Source organism: Candidatus Pelagibacter bacterium nBUS_44 (assembly GCF_051200895.1).
GTDB lineage: Bacteria > Pseudomonadota > Alphaproteobacteria > Pelagibacterales > Pelagibacteraceae > Pelagibacter.
The window spans coordinates 1022239-1048000 of sequence record NZ_CP172838.1 but is presented as its reverse complement, the minus strand read 5'-3'; the positions used below and the strand labels follow the sequence as shown (position 1 = coordinate 1048000).

25 protein-coding genes, 2 tRNA genes and 1 other RNA gene are annotated in these 25762 nt (G+C 29.1%); 20 read left to right on the top strand and 8 right to left on the bottom strand.

What is annotated here, in order from left to right:
- The first annotated feature begins 4 nt into the window (after window positions 1-4).
- The 4 genes from ACIJYB_RS05845 (at window position 5) to ACIJYB_RS05830 (ending at window position 2445) form a co-directional block, all read left to right on the top strand.
- The gene (locus ACIJYB_RS05845; protein ID WP_435150518.1) at window positions 5-238 is read left to right on the top strand and encodes a hypothetical protein; all 234 of its coding nucleotides are present in this window, start codon (window positions 5-7) and stop codon (window positions 236-238) included.
- Complete coding sequence (locus tag ACIJYB_RS05840) at window positions 235-657, top strand: plastocyanin/azurin family copper-binding protein (protein WP_435150516.1); 423 nt, start codon at window positions 235-237, stop codon at window positions 655-657. The genes ACIJYB_RS05845 and ACIJYB_RS05840 overlap by 4 nt, the downstream gene beginning before the upstream one ends.
- 63 nt (window positions 658-720) lie before the next feature.
- Window positions 721-1749 carry a ribonucleotide-diphosphate reductase subunit beta gene (locus ACIJYB_RS05835; RefSeq protein ID WP_435152554.1) on the top strand — a complete coding sequence of 343 codons (1029 nt, stop codon included), beginning with the start codon at window positions 721-723 and terminating at the stop codon, window positions 1747-1749.
- A 12-nt stretch (window positions 1750-1761) separates the two neighbouring features.
- On the top strand, window positions 1762-2445 hold the full coding sequence (locus tag ACIJYB_RS05830; protein ID WP_435150514.1) for a 2OG-Fe(II) oxygenase: 684 nt from the start codon (window positions 1762-1764) through the stop codon (window positions 2443-2445).
- A 2-nt stretch (window positions 2446-2447) separates the two neighbouring features.
- On the opposite strand, the gene ACIJYB_RS05825 is transcribed toward ACIJYB_RS05830, so the two are convergent.
- Window positions 2448-2636, bottom strand: a complete 189-nt coding sequence (locus ACIJYB_RS05825; protein ID WP_435150513.1) for a hypothetical protein — start codon at window positions 2634-2636, stop codon at window positions 2448-2450.
- A gap of 44 nt (window positions 2637-2680) precedes the next feature.
- A complete protein-coding gene (locus ACIJYB_RS05820) occupies window positions 2681-2893 on the bottom strand; it encodes a heme exporter protein CcmD (RefSeq protein WP_435089843.1) in 213 nt (70 codons plus the stop codon).
- An 81-nt stretch (window positions 2894-2974) separates the two neighbouring features.
- On the opposite strand from ACIJYB_RS05820, the gene ccoN reads away from it, so the two are divergent.
- The 9 genes from ccoN to ccoS are packed head-to-tail and all read left to right on the top strand — an operon-like array spanning window position 2975 to window position 10388.
- Complete coding sequence (ccoN, locus tag ACIJYB_RS05815) at window positions 2975-4393, top strand: cytochrome-c oxidase, cbb3-type subunit I (protein WP_435150511.1); 1419 nt, start codon at window positions 2975-2977, stop codon at window positions 4391-4393.
- Complete coding sequence (gene ccoO / locus ACIJYB_RS05810; RefSeq protein ID WP_435087870.1) at window positions 4390-5130, top strand: cytochrome-c oxidase, cbb3-type subunit II; 741 nt, start codon at window positions 4390-4392, stop codon at window positions 5128-5130. The genes ccoN and ccoO overlap by 4 nt, the downstream gene beginning before the upstream one ends.
- Window positions 5127-5297 carry a cbb3-type cytochrome c oxidase subunit 3 gene (locus ACIJYB_RS05805; RefSeq protein WP_435150509.1) on the top strand — a complete coding sequence of 57 codons (171 nt, stop codon included), beginning with the start codon at window positions 5127-5129 and terminating at the stop codon, window positions 5295-5297. Before ccoO ends, ACIJYB_RS05805 begins: the two co-directional genes overlap by 4 nt.
- Window positions 5281-6159, top strand: coding sequence for a cytochrome-c oxidase, cbb3-type subunit III (gene ccoP, locus ACIJYB_RS05800; RefSeq protein ID WP_435096052.1), 879 nt, complete (start codon window positions 5281-5283; stop codon window positions 6157-6159). Before ACIJYB_RS05805 ends, ccoP begins: the two co-directional genes overlap by 17 nt.
- A 10-nt stretch (window positions 6160-6169) precedes the next feature.
- Window positions 6170-7591: a cytochrome c oxidase accessory protein CcoG gene (gene ccoG, locus ACIJYB_RS05795; protein ID WP_435150507.1), complete on the top strand. Its 1422-nt coding sequence runs from the start codon at window positions 6170-6172 to the stop codon at window positions 7589-7591.
- Window position 7592: 1 nt separating this feature from the next.
- Window positions 7593-8054 (top strand): FixH family protein, encoded by a 462-nt coding sequence (locus ACIJYB_RS05790; RefSeq protein WP_435113482.1) that lies wholly within the window; start codon window positions 7593-7595, stop codon window positions 8052-8054.
- Window positions 8006-8359: a cation transporter gene (locus ACIJYB_RS05785; RefSeq protein ID WP_435150506.1), complete on the top strand. Its 354-nt coding sequence runs from the start codon at window positions 8006-8008 to the stop codon at window positions 8357-8359. The genes ACIJYB_RS05790 and ACIJYB_RS05785 overlap by 49 nt, the downstream gene beginning before the upstream one ends.
- Complete coding sequence (locus ACIJYB_RS05780; RefSeq protein ID WP_435150504.1) at window positions 8356-10224, top strand: copper-translocating P-type ATPase; 1869 nt, start codon at window positions 8356-8358, stop codon at window positions 10222-10224. The genes ACIJYB_RS05785 and ACIJYB_RS05780 overlap by 4 nt, the downstream gene beginning before the upstream one ends.
- Before the next feature lie 2 nt (window positions 10225-10226).
- A complete protein-coding gene (ccoS, locus tag ACIJYB_RS05775) occupies window positions 10227-10388 on the top strand; it encodes a cbb3-type cytochrome oxidase assembly protein CcoS (protein ID WP_435085395.1) in 162 nt (53 codons plus the stop codon).
- A gap of 1 nt (window position 10389) precedes the next feature.
- On the opposite strand, the gene ACIJYB_RS05770 is transcribed toward ccoS, so the two are convergent.
- From ACIJYB_RS05770 to carA, 4 genes are all read right to left on the bottom strand, one after another.
- Entirely contained in the window at window positions 10390-11994 is a 1605-nt protein-coding gene (locus tag ACIJYB_RS05770; RefSeq protein ID WP_435150502.1) for an EAL domain-containing protein, read from the bottom strand.
- A 2-nt stretch (window positions 11995-11996) separates the two neighbouring features.
- Window positions 11997-13865, bottom strand: coding sequence for a glycosyltransferase family 2 protein (locus ACIJYB_RS05765; RefSeq protein WP_435150500.1), 1869 nt, complete (start codon window positions 13863-13865; stop codon window positions 11997-11999).
- Window positions 13866-13991: 126 nt separating this feature from the next.
- The gene (gene carB / locus ACIJYB_RS05760) at window positions 13992-17216 is read right to left on the bottom strand and encodes a carbamoyl-phosphate synthase large subunit (RefSeq protein WP_435150498.1); all 3225 of its coding nucleotides are present in this window, start codon (window positions 17214-17216) and stop codon (window positions 13992-13994) included.
- Window positions 17194-18387 carry a glutamine-hydrolyzing carbamoyl-phosphate synthase small subunit gene (carA, locus tag ACIJYB_RS05755; RefSeq protein WP_435150496.1) on the bottom strand — a complete coding sequence of 398 codons (1194 nt, stop codon included), beginning with the start codon at window positions 18385-18387 and terminating at the stop codon, window positions 17194-17196. The genes carB and carA overlap by 23 nt, the downstream gene beginning before the upstream one ends.
- Window positions 18388-18514: 127 nt before the next feature.
- On the opposite strand from carA, the gene ACIJYB_RS05750 reads away from it, so the two are divergent.
- From ACIJYB_RS05750 to ACIJYB_RS05730, 5 genes are all read left to right on the top strand, one after another.
- A complete protein-coding gene (locus tag ACIJYB_RS05750) occupies window positions 18515-18976 on the top strand; it encodes a GatB/YqeY domain-containing protein (protein ID WP_435150494.1) in 462 nt (153 codons plus the stop codon).
- Window positions 18976-20751 (top strand): DNA primase, encoded by a 1776-nt coding sequence (gene dnaG, locus ACIJYB_RS05745; RefSeq protein ID WP_435150493.1) that lies wholly within the window; start codon window positions 18976-18978, stop codon window positions 20749-20751. Before ACIJYB_RS05750 ends, dnaG begins: the two co-directional genes overlap by 1 nt.
- Before the next feature lie 67 nt (window positions 20752-20818).
- Window positions 20819-22645, top strand: a complete 1827-nt coding sequence (rpoD, locus tag ACIJYB_RS05740) for an RNA polymerase sigma factor RpoD (RefSeq protein WP_435150492.1) — start codon at window positions 20819-20821, stop codon at window positions 22643-22645.
- 7 nt (window positions 22646-22652) lie between these two features.
- Window positions 22653-22727, top strand: a tRNA-Val gene (locus tag ACIJYB_RS05735).
- A gap of 58 nt (window positions 22728-22785) precedes the next feature.
- Window positions 22786-22862: transfer RNA gene (locus ACIJYB_RS05730), tRNA-Ile, on the top strand.
- 18 nt (window positions 22863-22880) lie between these two features.
- Here ACIJYB_RS05730 and ACIJYB_RS05725 read toward each other — a convergent pair.
- Entirely contained in the window at window positions 22881-23471 is a 591-nt protein-coding gene (locus tag ACIJYB_RS05725) for an MlaC/ttg2D family ABC transporter substrate-binding protein (protein ID WP_435150491.1), read from the bottom strand.
- A gap of 15 nt (window positions 23472-23486) precedes the next feature.
- Window positions 23487-24275, bottom strand: a complete 789-nt coding sequence (locus tag ACIJYB_RS05720) for an MlaA family lipoprotein (RefSeq protein WP_435150489.1) — start codon at window positions 24273-24275, stop codon at window positions 23487-23489.
- A 99-nt stretch (window positions 24276-24374) separates the two neighbouring features.
- On the opposite strand from ACIJYB_RS05720, the gene ACIJYB_RS05715 reads away from it, so the two are divergent.
- Both ACIJYB_RS05715 and rnpB read left to right on the top strand, forming a co-directional pair.
- Window positions 24375-25115 carry an N-acetylmuramoyl-L-alanine amidase gene (locus ACIJYB_RS05715; RefSeq protein WP_435150487.1) on the top strand — a complete coding sequence of 247 codons (741 nt, stop codon included), beginning with the start codon at window positions 24375-24377 and terminating at the stop codon, window positions 25113-25115.
- A 43-nt stretch (window positions 25116-25158) separates the two neighbouring features.
- Window positions 25159-25513: RNase P RNA component class A (gene rnpB / locus ACIJYB_RS05710), an RNA gene on the top strand.
- Window positions 25514-25762 lie beyond the last annotated feature (249 nt).

Here is a 25762-nt window from a genome sequence, read left to right as displayed (position 1 = left end):
TAATATGTATGTATACGATAAAAGCTTGAATGAAAGTATAGCATTAGAAAAAATATCAAAATTACAAAATGAAAATAAATATCTCAAAGATGAAATGGATGAAGAATCACAAAAATTTGTACAAACTATCAATGTTCTTAAAAGAGAGATTGAGTTCTATAAAGATAATACCGACATACTAAACAGAGAAATTAAAAATCTAAAAAAAACACAAAGGAGAAAACGGTTTACATCATGAAAAAATATATATTAATACTTTTTTTATTATTTTCTAATTACGCGATGAGTGAAGATATAAATATAAAAATGCTTAATAGACTTGATAAGGAGTCTATGGTTTTTTCTGAAAAAATCGTAAATGTTAATGTTGGAGATAAAGTTTTTTGGGAAGCAACAGATAAAGGGCATAACGTCGAATTTATAAAAGGTGGTGTACCTGATGGTGTAGAAAAATTTAAATCTAAATTAAATGAAGATGTAAGTTATGAATTTATAATTCCAGGAATTTATGCTTATTGGTGCACTCCTCATAAGAGTTTAGGAATGATAGGGTTTGTTATCGTTGGTGATGATAGATCTAATTTAGACTTGATTAAAAAAATAAGATTTTTTGGACAGTCTAAAAAATTATCAAAAGTATTAATTGATCAAATTTAAAAAGTGACACAAACAGTAAAAAATAATTCTAATATATCTAAGCTCCCAAATAAAAGTGGATTAATGACTGGTGATCCAATTTATAAACCCTTTAGATATCCTTGGTGTTATGATGCTTGGCTAACACAACAAAGAATTCATTGGCTGCCAGAGGAAGTTCCGTTAGGAGATGACGTAAGAGATTGGCAAAAAGTAATTTCCGCTTCAGAGAAAAATTTATTAAAACAGATATTCAGATTTTTTACACAAGCAGATGTTGAGGTAAATAACTATTATATGGGTCACTGTATGAATGTATTTAAACCGACAGAAGTGAAAATGATGTTGTCAGTATTCTCTGCGATGGAAACAGTTCATATTGCTGCTTATTCTCACTTATTAGACACAATAGGTTTGCCTGAGACAGAATATTCTGAATTTTTAAAGATTAAAGCTATGAAGGATAAATATGATTACCTTCAAAAATGTGATGTGAATTCACTGCATAATATTGCAAAAACACTAGCAATATTTAGTGCTTTTACTGAGGGTGTTCAATTATTTGCTAGTTTTGCAATTTTACTAAACTTTCCACGTCACAATAAAATGAAAGGAATGGGACAAATCATAACTTGGTCAGTGAGAGACGAAACTTTGCATTGCAATTCAATGATAAGATTGTTTCAGGAGTTCATTAAGGAAAATAAAGAAATTTGGACAGATAAATTAAAAAATGAGATTTATGAGGCCTGTAGAATAGCAGTATTACAGGAAGATGCCTTCATAGATGTTTCGTTTGAAATGGGACCGCTTGAAAATCTAAAAGCTCAAGAGGTAAAAGATTATATAAGATGGATTGCAGACAGAAGACTTGTTCAATTAGGACTTGATAGAATTTATAATATCAAAAAAAATCCATTAACTTGGTTAGATTCAATATTAAATGCTGTTGAGCATATGAACTTCTTCGAGGGTAGATCTACAGAATATTCAAAAGCTGCAACTCAAGGTACATGGCAGGAAGCTTTTGAAGATCTAAAATCACCTTATTTTGATTTACTTGAAAAAAATAAGGTTATTGGTGAAACAGAATTTTTTAAACCCAAACATTAGTGAGAAAATGATATGCTAAATAAAACTGAAATAAAAGATAAACCAATATGTGAAAATTTTTCAGAGTACAATGATGTTAGAAAGAATTTAAATAATGCTTTAACAATTAAAGACCCATTCAACCACTGGGCATTTGATAAAGTTCTACCAAAAGATTTAGTAGATAAATTTCTTAAACTTCCAATTGATCCACCAGTTATAAATTCTTATTCGGGTAAAAGAGAAAGCAATAATAAAACACGAATATTTTTTAATAATGAAAATTGTAAAAAATATGATTGTATGGAAGAAATTGCAGAAATTTTTAATAGTGATGGAATTATTAATACACTAAGTTTAATTAGTGGTAGAGAATTATCTAAAGGAAAACTTCGAATTGAGTATACATTGGATACAGGTGATTTTTGGTTAGAACCACATTTAGATATTAAAGAAAAAATGCTAACATTCTTAATTTATCTTTCAAGTGACACAAACACATATGCAAAAGATTGGGGAACTACAATTTATAACAAAGATTTAACTTTCAATTCAAAAGTACCTTATAAGCAGAATACCGGATTTATGTTTGTTCCAGGTAAAGACACTTGGCATGGGGTACCTAAACAATATATTTTTGGAGTTAGAAGGAATTTGATTATAAATTATGTATCAAGTAATTGGAAAAGTACTAGTGAACTTTATAAAATGAATTAAAATTATTTTTTACAATTACATTCTTTAACAAGAAAGAAATGAATCAACGCCATTGAAAACCACATCCAAGTCATTTCATTAATTAAAAATAAAGTGTTGCTATGAGATATCATTGCTCCCTGGTTAATATCTTTCCACAAAAATATAATTCCAAGAAATAAAAAAATAAGACCTGAGTAATTTGTTTTCATCAATTCCTATCTAATAAATCTAAATATTGTCAAAAAGCTATGTTTTAGGCCAATAATTTTCTATTAGTTTCTTGTCTGTAAGCCGCCTGTTTTTTTTCATTATCAAGTAAACCAAATTTTTTACGAAAGATTTCTCTCTCTTTCTCAAACTGTCGTTTAATTGAATAATGTAAAATTGAAAAACTTATAAGTGTAAAAATATATGCAGACCAAATATAAATTCCATAGCCATTTAGATATAATATTTCATTAATCATATTATTTTTTAACCTTTTTTTTTTAAATAAAGATTGATCTGCATCAAATCTAATAAAAAATATAAAAGATATATCTTTTTAATGATCAACTATAATGATGAGATAGTTAAAAAATTTACTATCGCATCTATATTTTGGCTTGTAGCAGGATTAGCAGCGGGTTTACTAATTTCTTTTCAGATGGTTTTCCCATCATTAAATTTTGAACCATTATTAACATTTGGTAGGTTGCGCCCCCTACACACTTCTGCTGTAGTATTTGCCTTTGGTGGCAATGTGTTGTTTGCAACAAGTTATTTTGTAGTTCAAAGAACTTGCCAAACTAGATTATCAGGTGATGGATGGGCAAATTTTACATTTTGGGGATACCAGGCATTTATTTTAATGGCTGGTTTAGGATATTTATTTGGAGTTACCCAAGGTAAAGAATATGCTGAACCAGAATGGTATGCTGATTTATGGTTAACAATAGTTTGGGTAATATATTTGATAATTTATTTAGTTACACTTACAAAAAGAAAAGAACCTCACATTTATGTAGCTAATTGGTTTTTTCTTGCTTTCATAGTTACAGTTGCAGTTCTACATTTGGTTAATGGTGTTTCTATTCCAGTATCATTATTTGGTGCAAAAAGTTATCCATTATGGGGAGGTGTTCAAAGTGCAATGATCCAATGGTGGTATGGACATAATGCAGTAGGATTCTTTTTAACAGCTGGATTTCTTGGAATGGTTTATTATTTTATTCCAAAAAGAGCTAATCGACCAATTTACTCTTATAGATTATCTATTTTACATTTCTGGTCTTTAATCTTTTTATATATTTGGGCAGGTCCTCATCATTTACATTATACAGCTTTACCAGATTGGGCCCAAACATTGGGTATGACTTTTTCAATTATGCTTTGGATGCCTAGTTGGGGTGGAATGATAAATGGTATGATGACGTTATCTGGAGCGTGGTACAAACTTCGAGAAGACCCTGTTTTAAAATTTATGATAATTTCTCTAGCATTTTATGGGATGAGTACTTTTGAAGGTCCTTTAATGTCTATTAAAGAAGTTAATGCTTTAAGTCATTATACTGACTGGACTATTGGCCATGTTCACTCAGGCACATTAGGTTGGGTAGCATTTATTAGTTTTGGTGTAATTTATTATTTGTTTCCAGTTTTATGGAATAAAAAAAATCTTTACTCACTAAGATTAGTTAATATTCATCTTTGGATTTCCACTATTGGTATTGTTTTTTATATATCTTCAATGTGGGTATCAGGAATTATGCAGGGTTTGATGTGGAGAGCTTACGATAATCTTGGGTTTTTAGAGTATTCTTTTGTTGAAACGGTTATGGCGATGAAGCCATTTTATCTAATTAGAGGTATTGGCGGAGTTTTATTCTTTATTGGAGTTTTGATTATGATTTACAATTTAATCAAAACTTTAGAGATACCCAGCACAAATAAATCAACAATTTCTCAAAAGGCTCAAATCCAATGATGGAAAAACATAAAAAATTAGAAAAAAACTCAATTCTATTATTAATTTTTACGGTTATAGCTGTTTCAATTGGGGGCATAATTGAAATCGTTCCACTTTTTAGATTGGAAACTACAATTGAACCAATTAAAGGTGTTAGACCTTATACACCCTTAGAACTTAAAGGATTTAATATTTATTTAAGAGAAGGTTGCTATACGTGCCATAGTCAACAAATCAGACCATTACGAGATGAAGTTGAACGTTACGGGCATTATTCTTTAGCAGCAGAAAGTATGTATGATCACCCATTTCAATGGGGATCAAAGAGAACAGGGCCAGACCTTGCACGTTTAGGAGGTAAATATTCTGATGAGTGGCATGTAGAACATTTAATCAAACCTCAAAATGTAGTTCCAGAGTCAATTATGCCTAGCTACAAACATTTAAGTAATCGAGTTTTAAGCTTTGATGACATGGGAAAACATCTGAGAGCATTAAAAATTACTGGTGTTCCTTACACAAAGGAGATGATTGAAAATGCTTCAAAGGATGGTCTTGCACAATTAAGACCAGAAACAGATTTAGCAGAAAATTTAAGAAATAGATATGGTGAAAAAGTAAATATCAGAGATTTTGATGGTAATGAAAACTTACCCACAGAATTAGATGCTTTGATTTCTTACCTTCAGGTCTTAGGAAGTATGGCGGATCTAAAAAATTATGACCCTCAAATAGTTGAAGAGGTTAAAAAATGATAAGTTTTATTTCTGACAATGCAGGTGTTTTAGGTCTAATTATTTTTTTCTCTATTTTTTTAGTAGTTGTTATTTGGTTATTTAACCCAAATTTTAAAAAAAAAATTGAGTCACATAAATTTATACCAATTAAAAATGAAAAAGTAATCTATGTCCGAAAAAAATAACAATAAAGAGATTGATAAAATAACAGGCCAAGAAACTACTGGACATGAGTGGGATGGTTTAAAAGAATTAAATACACCTGCACCAAGGTGGTGGATATGGGTATTTATAGTTACAGTAATTTGGTCAGTTGGTTATTGGATTGTTTATCCTTCTTGGCCAACTTTGACTGGAAGCGGTTACCGTGGAGGCACAGTTGGAATACTAGATTGGACTCAATATAAAAAATTAAGAGATAATCAAAAAGAAATATTAGATATTAGAGAAAATTATAAAGAGTTTTTTAAAGCAACCTCATTTGACGAAATACTTAAAGATAAAAAATCTTACACTTATGCTGTAGCAGGAGGTAAAGCGGCATTTAGAGATAATTGTGCAACATGTCATGGATCAGGTGCCGCTGGAGCCAAGGGGTATCCTAATTTAAACGATGATGATTGGTTGTGGGGAGGAAACGTTGAGCAAATTTATTCATCCATAAAATATGGTATTCGATCTGGTCATGATGAAGGTAAATATTCTGAAATGCCAGAGTTTGCAGAAGTTTTAAATGATGAGCAAATTAATGAGTTGGCTGAATACATCTTATCTCTCAATGAAAATAACAACCAATCAAGTGAAAATACCTTATTTGCTGATAATTGTGCTGCTTGTCATGGAAACAATGGTGAGGGAATTCAAGAATTGGGCGCTCCTAATTTGAGAGATAATATTTGGTTTTATAGTAGTGGTGATAAATCGAGCATTATTTCGCAAATTAAAAAGCCAAAACATGGAATTATGCCTGCATGGGAGGATCGTTTAGATGACCCAACTATAAGAATGTTAGCTTTATATATTCATTCACTATCAGCGTCACAATAAGACATTAATTATGCAAGAAAGTTTGGAAAAAAATCCACTACGTTTGTTTTCTGAGCAAAAAATCATCTTTCCAAAAAGAGTTTGGGGAAAATTTAGAAAAATAAAATGGATTATTATGACTTGCACATTGTTTGTTTATTATTTTGCTCCTTGGATAAGGTGGGATAGAGGTCCACAGATACCAAATCAAGCAATATTAATTGATATGCCGAATAGAAGAGCATACTTTTTTTTCATTGAGATATGGCCACAGGAAATTTATTTCTTAACTGGAATATTAATATTCTTAGCAGTAGCATTATTTTTAAGCACAAGTCTTGTGGGGCGTGCCTGGTGTGGTTATGCGTGTCCACAAACTGTTTGGACTGATTTATTTGTTTGGGTGGAAAGAATTTTTCAAGGAGATCGTAACTCTAGAATGAAATTAAGCAATGCACCGATCAGTTTTAACAAAATATGGAGAAAACTATCAACTCATATAGCTTGGATCGTAATTGCAATATTAACTGGAGGTGCGTGGGTTTTTTATTTTAATGATGCACCAACATTATTAGAACAAATTATAAATTTTGATGTTCCTTGGTCTGTTTTAAGCTGGATTGTAGTTTTAACTTTTTCAACTTATTTGATGGCTGGTTTTGCAAGAGAGCAGGTTTGTACTTATATGTGTCCCTATGCTCGGTTTCAGTCAGCAATGTTTGATAGGGATACATTAATTATAAGTTATGATGAATTTAGGGGAGAACCAAGAGGCAAACATAAAGCTGGTGATAGTTGGGAGAACAAAGGTCACTGTATTAATTGTACAGAATGTATTCAAGTTTGTCCTATGGGTATTGATATAAGACAAGGTTTGCAAATGGAATGTATTGCCTGTGGTTTGTGTATAGATGCATGTAATAAGATTATGAAGAAAATTAATCTACCAGCAGGATTAATTAGATATGACACAGAAAAAAATAAAGGTAGACGTTTTAGAAATGAAAAAGAAAAAAAAAGCCTATTAAGAGGACGTACATACAGTTATTTATCAATCCTTCTTATTTTAAGTGCTGCAATTCTTTATATGCTGTTAAATAGATCAATTTTAGAACTTAATGTTTTGCATAATAGAAATCCATTATTTGTAAAACTTTCAAATGGTCAAATAAGAAATAGTTATGATATTAAAATTCTCAACAAATCATTTAAAAGTAAGAAATATTCACTCTCTATTGAAGGTCTAAAAAATTCAAAAATTAAAATTCAAGGTATAGAAAGTTTATCTTCTAACAACTTACCTGTTGTGGCTAATAGTGTTGGTCATTATCGTATTTTTCTTATAGCGGATAAAAATAAAGAGGTTCGAAAAAAAGTAATTTTCAATATTAAAGAATTAGATGATGAAATATCGGATACAGTAGAAAACATATTTATTAGTGGGAAATATTAGTATGATTAAGCAAAAAAATAACAGTTTTCCTCATTATTTTATAGTTTTCTTCGTTATTTTGATAATTTTAGATAGCATATTTGTTTATCTAGCAACCTCGACTCATAGAGGTGTAGTAACTGAGAACGCTTACAATCAAGGATTAAATTACAACAAAATAATTGAGGCTAGTAAAAAACAAAATGATTTAAATTGGAAAAGTGAAATCATTTATCAAGATGATTTTCTAAATTTTTATTTAGAAAATGAAAAAAAAGATAGTTTTGATGGAGCTTCTGTTACAGCTTTTTTAGTTAGACCAACTCAAACTGGTTATGATTTTTCAATTAAATTAGAAAAACAAAGAAATGGTAAATTCCAAAAATTAATTAAATTTCCTTTAAAAGGACAGTGGGATGTAAAGATATTAGTAATATGGAACAAACACAAATATCAAACAATAAAACGAATTTTAATAAAGTAGATATAAATAAATTATTTTCTCCTTTTGTTAAAATTGATCCAAAAAATAATAATAGTATTATTTTTAAAGTAAAAAATATTCATTGTGCTTCATGTATCCATCTTATTGAAAAATCACTTTACACTTTAAAAAATGTTTTTTTTGTAAGAGTGAATATGTCTACTGAAAAATTAGAAATTAAGTGGGTAGGTGAAAAAAAATTAGCAGATAAATTTGCTAAAATTGTATCTGAGTTGGGATATCCAATAAGTTTGTATGATATTGATAATTTAGATAATGATTTTGAAGAGAATAAAAAGTCTTGATAAGATCTATTGCAGTGTCAGGCTTTGCAGCAGCGAATTTAATGTTAATTTCAGTTGGCTTGTGGTCATCATCAGTTGAGACAATGGGATTTGCAACTAGAGAACTATTTCAATGGATTTCAAGTTTAATTGCACTACCAGCAATAATTTATTCTGGGAGACCATTTTTTTATTCAGCATTAAAGGTTTTGCTAAAAAAAAATACAAATATGGATGTGCCAATTTCATTAGCAGTAATTCTAACTAGTTTAATAAGTCTATTTGAAACAGTTAATAATGGTGAACATATCTATTTCGACTCTGCAATAATGTTATTATTTTTTTTACTTATTGGCAGGTATCTGGATGTTTTTGCAAAAGGTAAGGCAAAAAAATCTGCTAAAGAATTACTGTCAGCCTTAGGTGGAACCGCAACAGTTATAAAGGATGAAAAACAAGTAATTGTTCCGGTAAAAGACATAAGGGCAGGAGATATTATTACAATTTCTATAGGAGAAAAAATACCTGCAGATGGAATCATTCTAAATGGATCTACAGAAATAGATTTAAGTCTTATTAGTGGTGAAACATTGCCTAGAAAAGCAAATATAAACGATAATGTATTTGCTGGTACAATTAACATTTCAGCACCAATTCAAATTGAAGTTTCTAAATCTACAGAAAATAATTTACTCACAAATATTGTAAAACTAATGGAAAAAGCAGAGATAAGTAAATCCAAGTACACCAGAATTGCTGATAAAGCAGCCAAACTATACACACCAATAGTACATTTAGCTGGCTTATTTACATTTATTGGATGGTGGATGTTCGCTGATTTAGCTTGGCAACCCTCACTTTTAATAGCGGTAACCGTATTAATTATTACATGTCCCTGTGCTTTAGGTTTAGCAGTTCCAGTCGTTCAGGTATTAGCAAATAATTCGCTTATGAAAAAAGGTATCTATTTAAAATCTGGTGATGCTTTGGAAAAATTATCAAAAGTGAAGTATGTAATTTTAGATAAGACAGGAACACTAACAGTGGGTAAGCCTAATTTAATAGGATCATACTCAGAAGAAGATCTACAAATTGCAGCATCGTTAGCACATTATAGCAAGCATCCTTTTTCAAGATCTATTTGTAATCAATTTAATGGCAAATTACTTAATTTAGATAATGTAAAAGAAATAATTGGTTGTGGAGTGGAAGGATATTTTAAAGGTAAATTATTAAAACTAGGAAAAAAAAATTGGTCTTGTCCTTCTCAAAAAGATGAAGATGAAATTTTTTCAGAGATATGGCTTTCGGTAGAAAATGAAAAAAAAATCTGTTTTAGTTTTGAGGATCAATTAAGAGAAGACACCAAGGATGTAATTGATGAGATTAAAAAATTAGGAGTTATTCCAATAATTTTATCTGGTGATCGAAATGAAGTAGTAAAAAGAATAGCAGAACACCTTGGTATAAATGATTATTATTCTGAATTTTCAATAGAAATGAAAAGTGAATTTATTAGAAAATTAAAATTACAAAATAAAGAAATTCTGATGGTTGGAGATGGTTTGAATGATGCCCCATCGCTGGCTGAAGCTGATGTATCTATTTCACCATCAACCGCAATGGATATTACCCAAAATACTGCAGACATTGTTTTTCAAGGTGAAAAACTATTTCCAATTATTAGTTGTATTAAAGTTGCAAAAAAATCAGTTTTATTAATCAAACAAAATTTTTTAATGGCAATTATTTATAATATCTTTGCTATTCCTATGGCGATCATAGGTTTAGTTACACCATTAATTGCAGCTATTGCAATGTCAAGTTCTTCATTATTTGTAATTGGAAATAGTTTTCGTTTAAATCTAAAAAGGAAAAAAATTTAATCATGAATATTTTGCTCTATCTTATACCTATTGCACTTACTCTTGGTTTAATAGGGTTACTAGCATTTTTATGGACGTTAAAAAATAATCAATACGAAGATCTAGAAGGAGCTTCTGAAAGAATTTTGATTGAAGAAGAAAAAGAAAAAAATGATAGAGACTAGTCTATTGATATTTAGCAGAAAATTGTTTTATATATCCTTCAATTTGATTACCTGGCATTGGTTTGGAAAATAAAAAACCTTGTATTAAATTTATACCAATTTCTTTTAGATATTTTAGCTGGTCTTTAGTTTCAACTCCTTCAGCTATTATTTGATTATTTAATCTAGTTGCCATTGTTTTAATTCCTTCTACCGCAACACGAGAGCGTTTATTAGTTACAACATTATCAATTAACTGTTTATCTAATTTAATGATATTCCAAGGTGTATTAATCAAACGTTCAAGATTACTTCCTTTTACTCCATAATCATCTAAAGCAACTGACACTCCTTGATTTTTCGCATATTGTATTTCCTTATTGGCCACTTTGTCATCAATTCTAGTATTTTGCGCTTCTGTAATTTCTACTATTATTTCATTATCAATTAAAGTTTTTATATATTCTATTTCTTCCATCACTAGCTTTCCTGCTCCAATATTTGCAAAGTGAGACATTTGAAAATTAATTGAAAATTTTATCCTTTTATCGATATTAATATTTTTAAAACTTTTATCAAAAACCGTTCTCCATATTCTAGTACCTTCTTTCATAGATCTTGCATTTAAGTGAATAAATTTAGATAAGAAATCTTTTGGTAAAAGTATAGTACCATTAGGCTTAGTCCATCTAATTAAACATTCAAAAAATTTAATTGAATTATTTTTTACATCAATAATAGGTTGAAAATAAAAACTTAATTGACTTTTTTTAAGAGCTTCACTTAATCCATCAAGTGTAATAATTTCATCTAATTCTTTAGAGACACTAATAAATTTATCATCTGCAAATTTATAATTATTACGACCTTTTTTTTTAACAACTTGCAAAGCTCTGTCGGCGTATGATAAAGAATCTGAAATTTTACCATCAACAGGAAGTAATGCAGAACCAAATGAACACGTTTTTTGTATTACTATCTTATTATCATCTAAGAAAATACTATTCAATTTATTATGAATAGATTTTGAAAATTTATTTATCTTTTGAGATAGAGTAAAACCTTTATATCCTTTTGTAGTTTCATATTTTTTTTCAATATCTTTTAAATTGAAAAGTAGTGCAAATTCTTCACCACCTAATCTTACAGAATTTAAACTATCTACTCCAATTTTTATTAGTTCTTGACCAAATTTTTTTAAATATTTGTCACCAACTTCATGACCATAACTATCATTAACACTTTTAAAATAATCAATATCAATAATTAGAATTAAATAATCAAATGTTCTTTTACCATTATCACTATTATTAAAAAAGAAACTTCGTCTTGTTTGAACACGTGTAAGTTCATCAACATTAACTATTCTTTCCAATTTATCTGTTTTAATTACAACATAAGATAAAAATATTACTAATAAAAAAAATATTATAAAAACAAATACAGCTTCATAATAAAAAACAATAATAAAATTATTTTTGATAATATCATTAATACTTTCAAACTCATGATCGTGAACAGGTGAGAATAAATGAATTAAAAAAAAAACTGAAAATATTACAATAGATAAAATTAATAAAAGTAAAACTTTATGTTTTGTTTTTAAACTTATTAATAATTTTATCATATTTAAGTTAAATATTTACCATGTGTAGTTTTGGCCCAATAATGTGGCTTGGTTATTATTTCAAAAAGTCCGATGAAAGCTGCATAACTATGCAACATCCAATAAATAGGAACTAGCGGTAAGATAAAATATAATTTACTAAATTTTCTATTTATACCTGCTACCATTGACATAAAAATATTAGATAAATTGTATAAAAGTATTCCATAAATAAAATATGTTAATAAATCATCTCCAAACCCCACCCAGCTTGAATAATCAGGTGATGTAAGCAAGAAAAATCCTTGTAAAATAGCAAAGGGATTAATTAAGAAGTTTATTAATGGTAATGTTAAAAATAAATGAAATCCTGCAAATCCCCTTAAACCAGTTCTCCATAAAAATTTAAATGGATTTCTATTATGAATAAGGACAGTTATCATGTGTCCTTTAATCCATCTTGTTCTTTGTTTAATCCATGAACTCTTAGTGCCAGTTGCTTCTTCCCATGTGGTAGAGTCTAAAAGTGTTGTCTTTAATCTATTTTGATAAATACGAATACCTAGATCCGCATCTTCAGTTACATTGTACGAATCCCAATTATAAAGTTCGTATAATTTTTTTCTTTTAAAATGATTAGATGTTCCCCCTAAAGGAATTGGAGAATTAAATTTATTTAAACCAGGTAAAAACCAATCAAACCATTGAGCATATTCTAATGAAAATAATCGAGTTAAATAATTATAACCTTGATTGTAATAATTAAGAGATGCTTGTAAGCAAACATAATCATCAGGCAAAGATCTAAATTTAGCTACAGCTTTTAATAATTGGTCTGTCTCAGGTTTATCTTCAGCATCATAAATACAAACATATTCACCCCGACAAAATGGTAAAGCATAATTACATGCCTTAGGTTTTGTTTGCGGATAACTTTTGGGAACAATAATGAATTCAAAAAAATGAGGCGGATTTAATTTTTTTGCTAATGCAATAGTCTCCACATCATCTTCTTCAAAGATTAATTTTACATCAAGCTTTTTTTTGGGATATTTTAATGCAGATATGTTTTTGATCAGTTTTTTTAAAACTTCAGTTTCTTTAAAAATAGGAATTAATATCGAGTAAGTTGGGAGATTATTTTGTCTTAAAATAGGAATTTCCTTTTTATATCTATTTTTAATTTTTAGATAAACAGCTACTACAAAAAGCCAAACCCTAAATGATGAATTTATTAAAAAAATACATGTACAAAAAAAGGCAAAACAAAAAGAGGTCTCAGCTGGATATTTGTAGCCACAGGTGACTAACGTTCCAATTAATGACAATAAAATAATTTTAAGCTTTAAGGAAAAAACTTTTTTTGCAGATAGTTTGGGATCTCTATCATGAAGTAATTCAGATGCATTATTGGTATCAGATTTTTTATATATTCTTTGAGAAAATAATTTTAAGTCTCTAGGTGTTGTTAATACAATTTTTATTTGATCCTTTTGATATTCTGACAATAAAAAATCTATTAATTTTTTATCTATATTTGTTGCTAAAATTAAAGTTTTATCATCTTGTTTTGCAAAAGGTTGACATCTATTTTCAAGGTATGAAATGTGTTTATTTTTTTTTCTAAAATTTAATAAATTTCTTGATATTTTTTTATCTTTTTTAATTTCATCATATAAAATGAAATCATAACCATGCAGGCTCGCTAAATTTTTGTAATAATCTAAATATGAAAATAATTTTCTATTAATTATTTTTTGAGATATTTTTTTTAAATCAGGTGTTATATTTATTAAATTAAACCCTTTGTAATTTTTAACTTTTAATTTTTCGTGCTTTATAATTTTAAATTTTGGAAATGATAAAATTTTGGCATTATCTCCATGTATCATGACGATAAAATATTAATTTTTTTTAAATCATCAATAAAAAATTTAATTTCTTAATTTCTAAATATTTAATAAAAACTTTATTTTGAAGATTGTAATATGTCCAAAATAGGTTTTTTTAATTTGAATTTAAATATCTTGAAGAGCAGTTACTTCTAATTTCTTAGTTTTAAGAGATTTAATAGCCTGTAGACATGCTTGAGCAGTAGACATGTTGGTACAATATGGAACTTTATTTTTTAATGTTGCTCTTCTAAGGGCTATTGCATCATTTAATCTATGTTCACTATTTCCACCACCCGTATTAATCACAAGAGCTATTTTTTTTGAATCTAAGACATCTACGATATGAGGAGATCCACTACTTACTTTATTAATAATTCTACATTTAATTTTATACTTTCTAAAATATTCTGCAGTACCTTTAGTTGCACATAGCGTGAAATTTAATTTAATTAATTCTTTTGCAAGATCTATTCCTTCATCTTTGTGAGAATCTTTTAAGGATACGAATGCTAATCCTTGTTTTGGTAATGAATTTGCAGCACCAATTTGACTTTTGGCAAATGCCATACCAAAATTTTTGTCAAATCCCATTACTTCACCTGTTGATTTCATTTCAGGCCCTAGAAGTAAATCACTGTTTGGAAATTTGTTAAAAGGAAACACAGCTTCTTTAACTGCATACATACCTTTAGATTTATCTTTTAAATTAAACTTAGATAATTTTTCACCAGCCATCACTCTAGATGCAATTTTAGCAAGCGGCAGACCTTTTGCTTTTGATACAAACGGTACCGTTCTACTAGCTCTAGGATTTACTTCGATTACATAAATCTCATCTTTTTTAATTGCAAATTGAATATTCATAAAACCTTTAACGTTTAAAGCTAAAGCTAATTTCTTAGTTTGATTTTCAATTTCTTTAATCAAATATGGCTTAATTGATACTGGAGGGAGGCTGCACGCAGAATCCCCTGAATGAATTCCAGCTTCTTCAATATGCTGCATGATACCTGCTATATGGACTTTTTTTCCATCAGATATTGCATCGACATCAACTTCCATTGCATGATCAATAAATTTATCAATTAAAATTGGGTTTTCTTCAGCTGCTTTAAAAGCTTCTTCAACAAAGTTTTTAAGCTGACTTTTTTCATGAACAATTTCCATTGCTCTTCCCCCTAATACATATGAAGGTCTAACCATTAAGGGCAAACCAATCTTTTCTGCTATTTGAATAGCTTGCTTAAATGTTTTGGCAATTCCACTTTCAGCTTGTTTTAACTTTAATTTATTAAGAAGATTTCTAAACAGATCTCTATCTTCAGCTAAATCAATCGATGTGTACTGTGTTCCTAAAATTGGAAGTTTGTTATCGTGTAAAAATTTAGCAAGTTTAATTGGAGTTTGGCCACCAAATTGAGCGATAATACCAATTAGGTTTCCTTTTTCTTTTTCTTTTTTAATTATATTAAAGACGTACTCTTCTTTTAAGGGTTCAAAATATAATCGGTCACTAGTATCATAATCAGTTGATACTGTTTCAGGATTACAGTTGATCATAATGGTCTCATATCCTGCGTCTTTCAGGGCAAAACTAGCCTGACAACAGCAATAATCGAACTCTATTCCTTGTCCTATTCTATTAGGTCCACCACCTAATATTATAATCTTTTTCTTAGCAGATGGATCAGCTTCACACTCTGAATTAATTGAAAAATTTCGCTGATATGTTGAATACATGTAAGGAGTGAAAGATTTAAATTCAGCAGCGCAAGTATCAACCTTTTTAAATACAGGTAGTATTTTAAGGGCAGTTCTTTTTCGTCTAACGATATCCTCAGAAGTTTTTGTTAATTCTGATAATTTTTTATCTGAAAAACCAATTGATTTTATTCGGTTAAATTCATTATAGTCTTTAGGCAATCCTTTGTTTTTAATCTTAGTTTCATTATCTACAATTTCTTTAATTTGTTCTAAAAACCATGGATCAATTTTAGATAAAGTAAATATTCTCTCTAAATTGATTTTTTTTCTAATCGCTTCTGCAACAAGAAGAATTTTATTTGGAATACTTTCTTTAAGTTTTTTTTCAATTTGTTTTTTGTTTAGATCAAATATTCTATCTAAACCTGAAAATCCTGTCTCAAGTGAAACTAGTGCTTTTTGAAGCGACTCTTTAAAGTTTCTACCAATTGCCATTGCTTCCCCAACAGATTTCATCGAAGTACCTAAGGTTGCTGGAGACGTTGAAAACTTTTCAAAGGTAAATCTTGGAATTTTTGTTACCACATAATCAATACTAGGTTCAAATGATGCAGGAGTTACTTTTGTGATTTCATTTTTTAATTCATCTAATGTGTAGCCAACCGCAAGTTTTGCTGCAACTTTTGCAATAGGAAAACCTGTTGCTTTTGATGCAAGGGCTGATGAACGGGATACCCTTGGATTCATTTCAATTACAACCATTCGTCCATTTTTAGGATTGATTGCAAATTGAACATTGGATCCACCGGTCTCAACCCCAATTTTTCTAAGACAGGCAATGGATGCATTTCTCATTACTTGGTATTCTTTATCCGTTAAAGTAAGAGCAGGGGCGACAGTAACCGAGTCTCCGGTATGAATTCCCATTGGATCAATATTTTCAATTGAACAAATAATAATACAGTTGTCTTTTTTATCTCTTACAACTTCCATCTCAAATTCTTTCCAACCCTCTAGGCATTCTTCAACTAGAACTTGGCTCACAGGGGACTCGTGCAATCCACTTTTAATAATTTTTAAATAATCTTTTTGATTTTTTGCAATTCCACCTCCAAGACCTCCAAGAGTGAATGCAGGTCTAATAATTGCTGGTAATCCTATTTTCTTTAAAACTTTTGAAGCTTGGTTGATGTTATTGACGATTTCAGATTTTGGTAAATCTAAACCTATATCGATCATGTTTTTTCTAAATTTTTTTCTATCCTCTGCATTTGAAATCGCTTTAGAGTTAGCTCCAATAAGTTCTATTTTATATTTTTTAAGAATTCCCTTTTTCTCAGCCTCCATTGCAAGGTTCAGAGCAGTTTGACCCCCCATGGTTGGAAGAATTGCATCTGGCTTTTCTTTTTTAAGAATTTTTTCTAAAATCTCTAAAGTAATAGGTTCTATATAAGTTTTATCTGCAACATCAGGATCAGTCATTATCGTTGCTGGATTTGAGTTAATAAGCACAACTTTATAACCCTCATCTCTTAATGCTTTGCAAGCCTGTGTACCTGAATAGTCAAACTCACAAGCCTGGCCAATGATAATTGGACCCGCTCCAACTACTAATATTTTTTTAAGATCTTTTCTTTTTGGCATTTTTTTTCATGTTGTTAATAAATTCTTGAAATAAATAAACACTGTCTTGTGGTCCAGGGTTAGATTCAGGGTGATATTGAACTGAAAATATTGGTTTGTTTTTTAATCTGATACCCTCAATACTGTTATCAAATAAAGACTTATGAGTGACTTCAATATTCTTTGGTAAATTTTCTTTGATAACTTCAAAGCCATGATTTTGACTAGTGATTTCAACATTATCATGAATTAAGTTTTTAACCGGATGGTTTGCTCCTCTATGACCTAATTTCATCTTTTTAGTCTTAGCCCCAAGGGTGAGAGCTAGTATTTGATGGCCTAAACAAATACCAAATATCGGTAAATTTTTTTTAATTAAATCTTTAAGTATATTGATTGCATATTTACCAGTTGCCGCAGGATCACCTGGACCATTGGATAAAAATATACCGTTTGGTTTAAGAGCTAAAATTTTATCAGAGGGTGTTTTGCATGAAACAACAGTTACTTTGCAATTAAAGTCAGAAAAATACCTTAGAATATTTTTCTTTATTCCATAATCAATTGCAACCACATGAAATGAATTTTTATTATTTTTAATGAAGCCTGTTTCTTTTTTCCAAGTTTTAAGACCCTTCCAAATATAGTTTTTTGGTGTTGTAACTTTTTCTGCAAGATCAAGATTTTTTAATCCACTCCATTTAATTGTTGAGTTAGTTAATTTACTGATATTAAATTTACCAGTTTTAGAATAAGCAATAGTTCCTTTTGGAGCACCTTTATCTCTAATAAAATTGGTTAAACTTCTGGTATCCAAACCTGTAATTCCAACTATTTTGTTCTTCTTAAGCCAGGCATCTAAATGTTGAAAAGATCTATAGTTTGAAGGAGAAGTTATCTCTGAATTAAACACTACTCCTTTAGTCCATATTTTATCAGACTCGTGATCTTCTTTATTAGTTCCAACATTTCCAATATGAGGGAAAGTAAAGTTTATAATTTGTCCAGCATAAGAGGGATCAGATATAATTTCTTGGTATCCTGTTAGCGATGTATTAAAGCAGACTTCTCCGGTAGCATTACCTTGGTAACCAATTCCAATTCCTTTAAAAACCTTCTTGTTTTCAAGAACTAAAATGCCTGTATGAATTTGTGAATTTTTTGAGTTAGTTTTTTTTGCTTTTTTGGTCAATTACAACTCATGAGTTAAAGGTTAATACAATAAATGCATTATTATCGCAACAGAGATGTATTATAAAATTGTAAAAAAACAATTTTTCTTTTGAAGAATTTTTTCTTTGCAGTAGATTAAAAAAATTATGGCATTAAAAGAAACAATCGAAACTGAATATAAAAACGCTTTAAAAGCTAAAGAGAAAACTAAAATATCAACCTATAGGTTAATATTATCTTCTATTAAAGATTTAGACATTGTGAACAGATCAGGTCCTAACAAAAAGGACACGGATGACGAGGATATTAAGAAGCTTTTAAAAAAAATGGTCAAGCAAAGAGCCGAATCGATAGATATTTATAAGAAAAATAACAGGACAGATCTTTTAGAAGTTGAACAAAATGAACTTGAAATTTTATCAGGTTTTTTACCCAAACAACTTGGTGAAGAAGAAACGAAAAAAATATGTGCTGATGTTATTTCAAAACTTGGAGCAAGTTCTGTTAAAGATATGGGCAAGGTAATGGGAGAGCTAAAAAAAACACATGCTGATGAAATTGATTTTGCAAAAGCAGGTCCTCTAATTAAGGAATTATTAAATAGTTAATGAAATACCCAAAAGAGTATCTTGATGAAATTAAAACAAGGCTCAAAGTTTCAACAGTTGTATCAAAGTCAGTTGCTTTAAAAAAAAGAGGCAAAGAATATGTTGGCTTGTCTCCTTTTAAAACAGAAAAAACTCCCTCTTTTACCGTCAATGATGAAAAAGAATTTTACCATTGTTTCGCAACATCAGAGCATGGAAATATCTTTGACTTTGTAATGAAAACCCAAAATTTTAAATTTGGCGAAGCAGTAAAACATCTAGCTCAACTAGCAGGTATGCAGCCATATATGTTTTCAAAACAAGATGAAGAAAGAGAGAAAAAATGGAAAGAGTATTTATCAATTTATAGTCAGTACGTTGATTTTTATCACAGTGAATTATTAAAAAATGAAAGATATTCAAATGCTAGGGATTATTTAAAAAACAGATCTTTAGGTAAAGAAGAAGTTAAAAAATTTAAAATGGGATTTATTGATAAAAACCCAAGTTTTTTTGAAAAATTAAAAAATGAATTTAGTGAACAAACTTTAGTTGAAAGTGGCTTATTCTATTTAGACGAAAAAAAGAATACGTATGTTGAAAGATTTAGAGGAAGATTAATTTTTCCAATAAATAATATCTCTGGTCAACCCATTGCCCTAGGTGGAAGAATAATAGAAAAATTAGATTACTTAGCAAAATACATCAATTCACCAGAAACTAATTTTTTTAAAAAAGGTTCAAATTTATATAATTTAGACTCAGCTAGAAAATTATCTAACAAGGTGGATCACATTTATTTAGTTGAAGGTTATATGGATGTTGTTGGTTTAAGTAAAAATGGAATTGAAAATGTTGTTGCAAATTTAGGTACATCATTAACAGATAAACAAATTTTAACTTTAAACCAGTTCTTTGATGACATTATAATTTGCTTTGATGGAGATGAAAGTGGCTATAAAGCTGCTGTTAGAGCTGCAGAAAATTCTATTAAAGAATTAAGACCTGAAAAACAAATATCTTTTTTATTTTTACCAGATAAAGAAGATCCTGATAGTTATGTTAACAAACATGGTAAAAACTATTTTGTAGATTTTACCAGACAAAGTAAACTTTCCATACATCAATTTATTTTCAGCCATTATAAAAAACAAACTGAAAACAACCCTTCTTCAATGGCAATATTTGAAAAAAAGCTTAGATCTATAGCAAATACAATTAAAGATGATTTTATTAAAAAGTATGTGCTTGAATATTTTTTAGAAAAAATAGCAGAATTAACACCACATTCTAATCAAAATAAGAAAAAGTTTTTTGTTAAAAAAACTAAATCCTTAGAGACTACTAAAAAACATTTCAATGAAAGCCAATCTGTGAGTGGGGTAGAGCTAAAAGAATTTTCTTTACTATATTTAATTTTAAATAATTTATCTCTATTTCAAGCCAACATTCATTTAATAGAAAATATTAAGTTATTTACTGAGATAAATAAGCAGATATTTACCTCAACTATTGAAAGATTAAAATCAGGTGAACAAATAAATATTGAGGATTTAAATTTAGACAAACAGTTATTGGATAAGATTAATAAGTTTGCACCGATTAAACATATTCTAAAAAATAAGCCTGATGATGATAACCAAGTGATAGAGTTGCTAGATGATATTTCAAAAGATCTATTTAATTATGACCTTGAGTTTAGAATCCAAGAGTTAGAATTGAAGTTCTCAAAAGATATGAGTGAATCAACATTCAATGAGCTAAAAGAGCTGAAAAACGAGAGAAAAATCAATTAATCTGATCAATTTAGCAATGGATTTTTGCTAATTTGATATTATATAAGACTTTCAAACTTATATTGCTGTGGAAAGAATTATTACTAAATCATTTGCTAGATTGATGGGTCGAGGTACCCATAGAGGATTCATAACTTACGAAGAATTAAATAAATCACTTGGAAAAAGAAATCTTTCAGATGAAAATTTATCACAAGCCTTTATTCATATTTTAGACGAAGGTGTTGCCTTAGTAGAAAAGAAAGCTGATTTCAAAGTCTTAAGAAAAAAAGAAGGTTCTTCTAAAGACGAAGGTAAAACAATTGAGAAAAGTGATGATCCTATCAGAATGTATTTACGTGAGATGGGTGGAGTTGAATTACTTTCAAGAGAGGGTGAAATTGCAATTGCCAAAAGAATAGAAGCAGGAAAAGATGTAATGTTAATTGCTCTTTCTCAAAGTCCAATGACAGCACAACAATTTAATGAATGGAATGATCAATTACAAAAGGACGAAATTTTAGTTAGAGAAATTATAGATATCGATACAAATTATATGGAAGATGAGTCCACTGGTCCCAGTGCGAAACAAAAAAATGCCGGGGAGACAGATAAAGAAGAAGGATCTAGTGGTGATGATGATGATGATTTTAATCCTACACTTGCTGCAATGGAAACTGAAATTAAACCAAAAGTTTTAAAAACAATTAACATTTTAACTAAAGAGTATACAAAATTAATTAAATATCAAAAAGAAAAACTAGAATGTGTTCTAAATTCTCAAAAATTTTCTCCTGCAAAAGAAAAAGGATATCAAAAAATTATTGATGATATTTTAGAAAATATTAAATCTCTTCAATTGTCACCCTCAGTATTAGAAGATCTTGTTCAAAAACATTATGTAGAAAACAAAAAGATAATATCTTTAGAGGGTAATCTTTTAAGATTAGCAATGGACCATAATATTCCTAGAAACGAGTTTATTAAGTTTTATATAGGTAATGAAATTAACCCAAATCTAAAAAAATTTTTAGATACCAATTCTGTTTGGAAACAATTTTTCTCTAAAAACAAAGAAGAGTTTAAAAATATTAGAGAAAGATTAATTGAAATAAGTCATAAATTAGGAATTTCTGTAACAGATTTTAAAAAATTAGTTAGTCGTGTTCAAAAGGGTGAAAAAGAGTCTAGAATTGCAAAAAAAGAAATGGTTGAAGCTAATTTAAGATTAGTAATCTCTATTGCTAAAAAATACACTAATAGAGGTCTTCAGTTTTTAGATTTAATTCAAGAAGGTAATATTGGTTTGATGAAAGCTGTAGATAAATTTGAATATCGAAGAGGATATAAATTTTCAACATATGCTACATGGTGGATTAGACAAGCTATCACTAGATCAATTGCTGACCAAGCAAGAACTATCAGAATTCCAGTTCATATGATTGAAACAATAAATAAAATTGTAAGAACACAGAGATTAATTTTAAGTGAGTTTGGCAGAGAGGCAACTCCTGAAGAGTTAGCTCAAAAACTTAGAATGCCATTAGATAAAGTCAGAAAAGTATTAAAAATTTCCAAAGAACCTGTGTCACTAGAAAAACCAGTTGGTGACGAGGAAGATAGTAGTTTGGGAGATTTTATTGAGGATACTAAAGCTCTAGCCCCACTAGAACAGGCAATTAAATCAAATTTAGGTGAAGCAACAACTAAAATTTTATCTACTTTAACTCCAAGAGAGGAAAGAGTTTTAAGAATGAGATTTGGTGTTGGGATGAATACTGATCACACTCTAGAAGAAGTTGGTCTTCAATTTTCTGTAACTAGAGAACGGATTAGACAAATAGAAGCAAAAGCTCTTAGAAAACTAAAACACCCAAGCCGATCTAAACAACTAAAAAGTTTCTTAGAAAGTTAAACTTACTGGGCCGTTAGCTCAATAGTAGAGTACTGCATTGACATTGCAGGGGTAGTTGGAGCGTAACCAACACGGCCCACCATTTAATGATTATCTTTAATTGATAACTTGTGAAAAATGATATAATCAACCTTAGTTTTGGGCCTGTAGCTCAGTTGGTTAGAGCAGTACACTCATAATGTATTGGTCCCAGGTTCGAGTCCTGGCGGGCCCACCAAATACTATTTTTCACTTGCTAGTTTTTTGAAAACTTTTCTAATGTTTTGAAAAGAATATTTATATCTCCATCATTAGAATTTAATATTGAGGAAAATTCCTCTTTTTGAGTTCTTGCTAAACTTAAACCTTCTATGATTAAATCTCTAATAAGAGGATTGTTGGGATCTTTCGTATAAATTCTCCAATCAATTTTCACTTCAGGTCTTTCGGATGTTCCTAAAAGCAAGCTGTTGACAATGGTATAATTCTTATTTAGGACTTCTTTATTATTAACTTCAATTTCAGGATTGGTATATTCAGCTAATCTACTTGAAAAGCTTTTTAAAAAATATTTCTCAAATAGTTCTGAGTACTTTTTTTTCTGATCTTCATTTAAAGCTTTCCTAGCTGATCCTAATGAATAAAACCCAATACCCCTAATATCCACTGTTTCTTTTGCAATAATTTCTAGTTTGTCCATTTTATCTTTTTTAGAAATATTTTCTGATAAAATTTGAGATGCTCTATTTACAGTTGATTGAACAAAAACATCAGGTTCTATTGCTTGAATACTATTAAAGTTTAGAGAGAAAAGAATAATTAAAGCAAATACTTTTTTAATGCTCATTATTTTTTAATTGATTTATTGATTTTCTATTTCTTCCCAATCACTATCATCTTGGGTATCGATAATAGCATTAGTATTTAGAATTTTTTGTTGTCTATCTTGTAAATATAAACTTTTCACTGACGCATAAAAATCTAAAGAATTTTTTTCTAAATTTTCAATAAAGTCAAAATTTTTCGCTCTAAAATTAATTCCAGAGGTTAGTCTTGAAGAGTAATAATCAACATCACTGAAGTGCTGTGTATCATTTTTTACAGTAACGTTGTACCAGGCATCTCCGCCTAAAACATTAACAAAAGAAGCTGCGGTATCTCTAACAGTGCTTGGACCTAAAACTGGAAGCACTAGGTAGCACCCAGGCCCAACACCAAGTTTTGCAAGCGATTGACCATAGTCTTCTTTTACATATTCTGATAACCCAATGTGTTGCGCAACATCTATTAAACCCAATATTCCAATAGTCGTATTAATTACAAACCTACCGGTGTTTATACCTGCTTTATTAAAATCTCCTTGAAGAATATTGTTAGGAATAGTTACCAAGTTAGATATATTGTCTAGAGAATTCCCAACACCATTTCTTACTGGTGTAGGTAATTTTTTATACACACTAGCAACGGGTTGAAATATTACGCCATCCAAAGCTTGATTAAATTTAAAAGTGACTCTGTTTAAATTTTCAAAGCAATCCTTAACTTCAGCTGGTTGGTTCTTTTTTAAAATTAACTCACCATCGGATGCAGCATTTACATTAAATACAATCAATATGACTGATGAACAGATTAATATTAATTTTTTAAACATTAGAGCTTTTATAATATATAATTATTTAAAGTAAATTAAGATTTATTTATAAAAATTGTCAATAAAATGTCCAAAAAATAGCATAAATTTACAACCAAAATGAGTTTTAAAACAATTTTAAATTATTCACCAAACTTTGATGAGAAAAAAAGAGATTCGAAGCTAATAAAATTTTTAATTTACCATTATACAGGAATGAAAAAAGAGTCAGAGGCAATCAATAGATTAATAGACATTAAATCAGAAGTTAGTTCTCATTATTTAATAAAAAATAATGGTGAAATAATTACTTTAGTTCCAGAACTTTATATCTCATGGCATGCAGGAGTTTCATTTTGGAAAAATTATCAATCATTAAATAAAAATTCGATTGGAATTGAAATAAGTAATCCAGGTCATAATTCTAAGTATAAAAATTTCTCAAAAAAACAGATTAAATCTATTTTATCATTGTCTAAATTTTTAATAAAGAAATATAAGATTAAACCACAGAATATTTTAGGACATTCAGATATTGCCCCAAATAGAAAGAAAGATCCGGGAGAAAAATTTCCTTGGGAATTTTTATTTAAAAATAGAATTGGACTTTGGCACAATTTAGATAAAAAAAAATTAATTGGATACAGAACTTTAAAAATTAATGATTTAGAAAAAATGTTATTTTATAAAAATATATTAAAAATTGGATATTCAGAAAAAAACTTTAAAAATTTCAAATTTAAAGGGATTCAATGTAAAAAAATTTTAATAAAAGCTTTTCAAAGAAGGTTTAGACAAGATCTTGTAAACGGGATAGCAGATCAAGAATGTTTAATTATAAGCAAAAATTTAGTTAAATAATTATTTACTTGTAGTTTTAGATATTGGTATTAAATTGAACATGCTAGATAAATGATTTATCGCTTTAATTTATTAAAGAGGAAAGTCCGGGCTCCACAAGGATACAGTGCCAGATAATACCTGGCGGGGGTAACCCTAGGGATAGTGCCACAGAAAATAAACCGCCATAACATGGCAAGGGTGAAAAGGTGTGGTAAGAGCACACCGGTTCTATTGGTAACAATGAACGCTGGAAAACCCCACTGGGAGCAAGACTAAGTAGAGATGACATTGTTGAAAAACTAAAAGCCATCCTTGGCTAGTCATCAGGGTTAGTTGCTTGAGCTTAAGAGTGATTTTAAGCCTAGACAAATGATAGATTTAAATGACAGAACCCGGCTTATAGTTTATCTAGCAAAATTATCCACAAGCTAGACTTTTAATTAATCAAATGTTCACGTTTTGATTCATTATTGAATCAATTTTGTTCTTTTTTTTCTATTAAATGATGTATCGCAATAAGGTTTAATAATTTAAAACCATAATTATTTTTGATAGTTAAAAAGTGATTACTATCGTTGAAAATCAACTTAAAATCATTGTTTGACACCATATCTATTTGCCCATATATTCCCATATATTCCCAATTATGGAATTTATAAATTTAA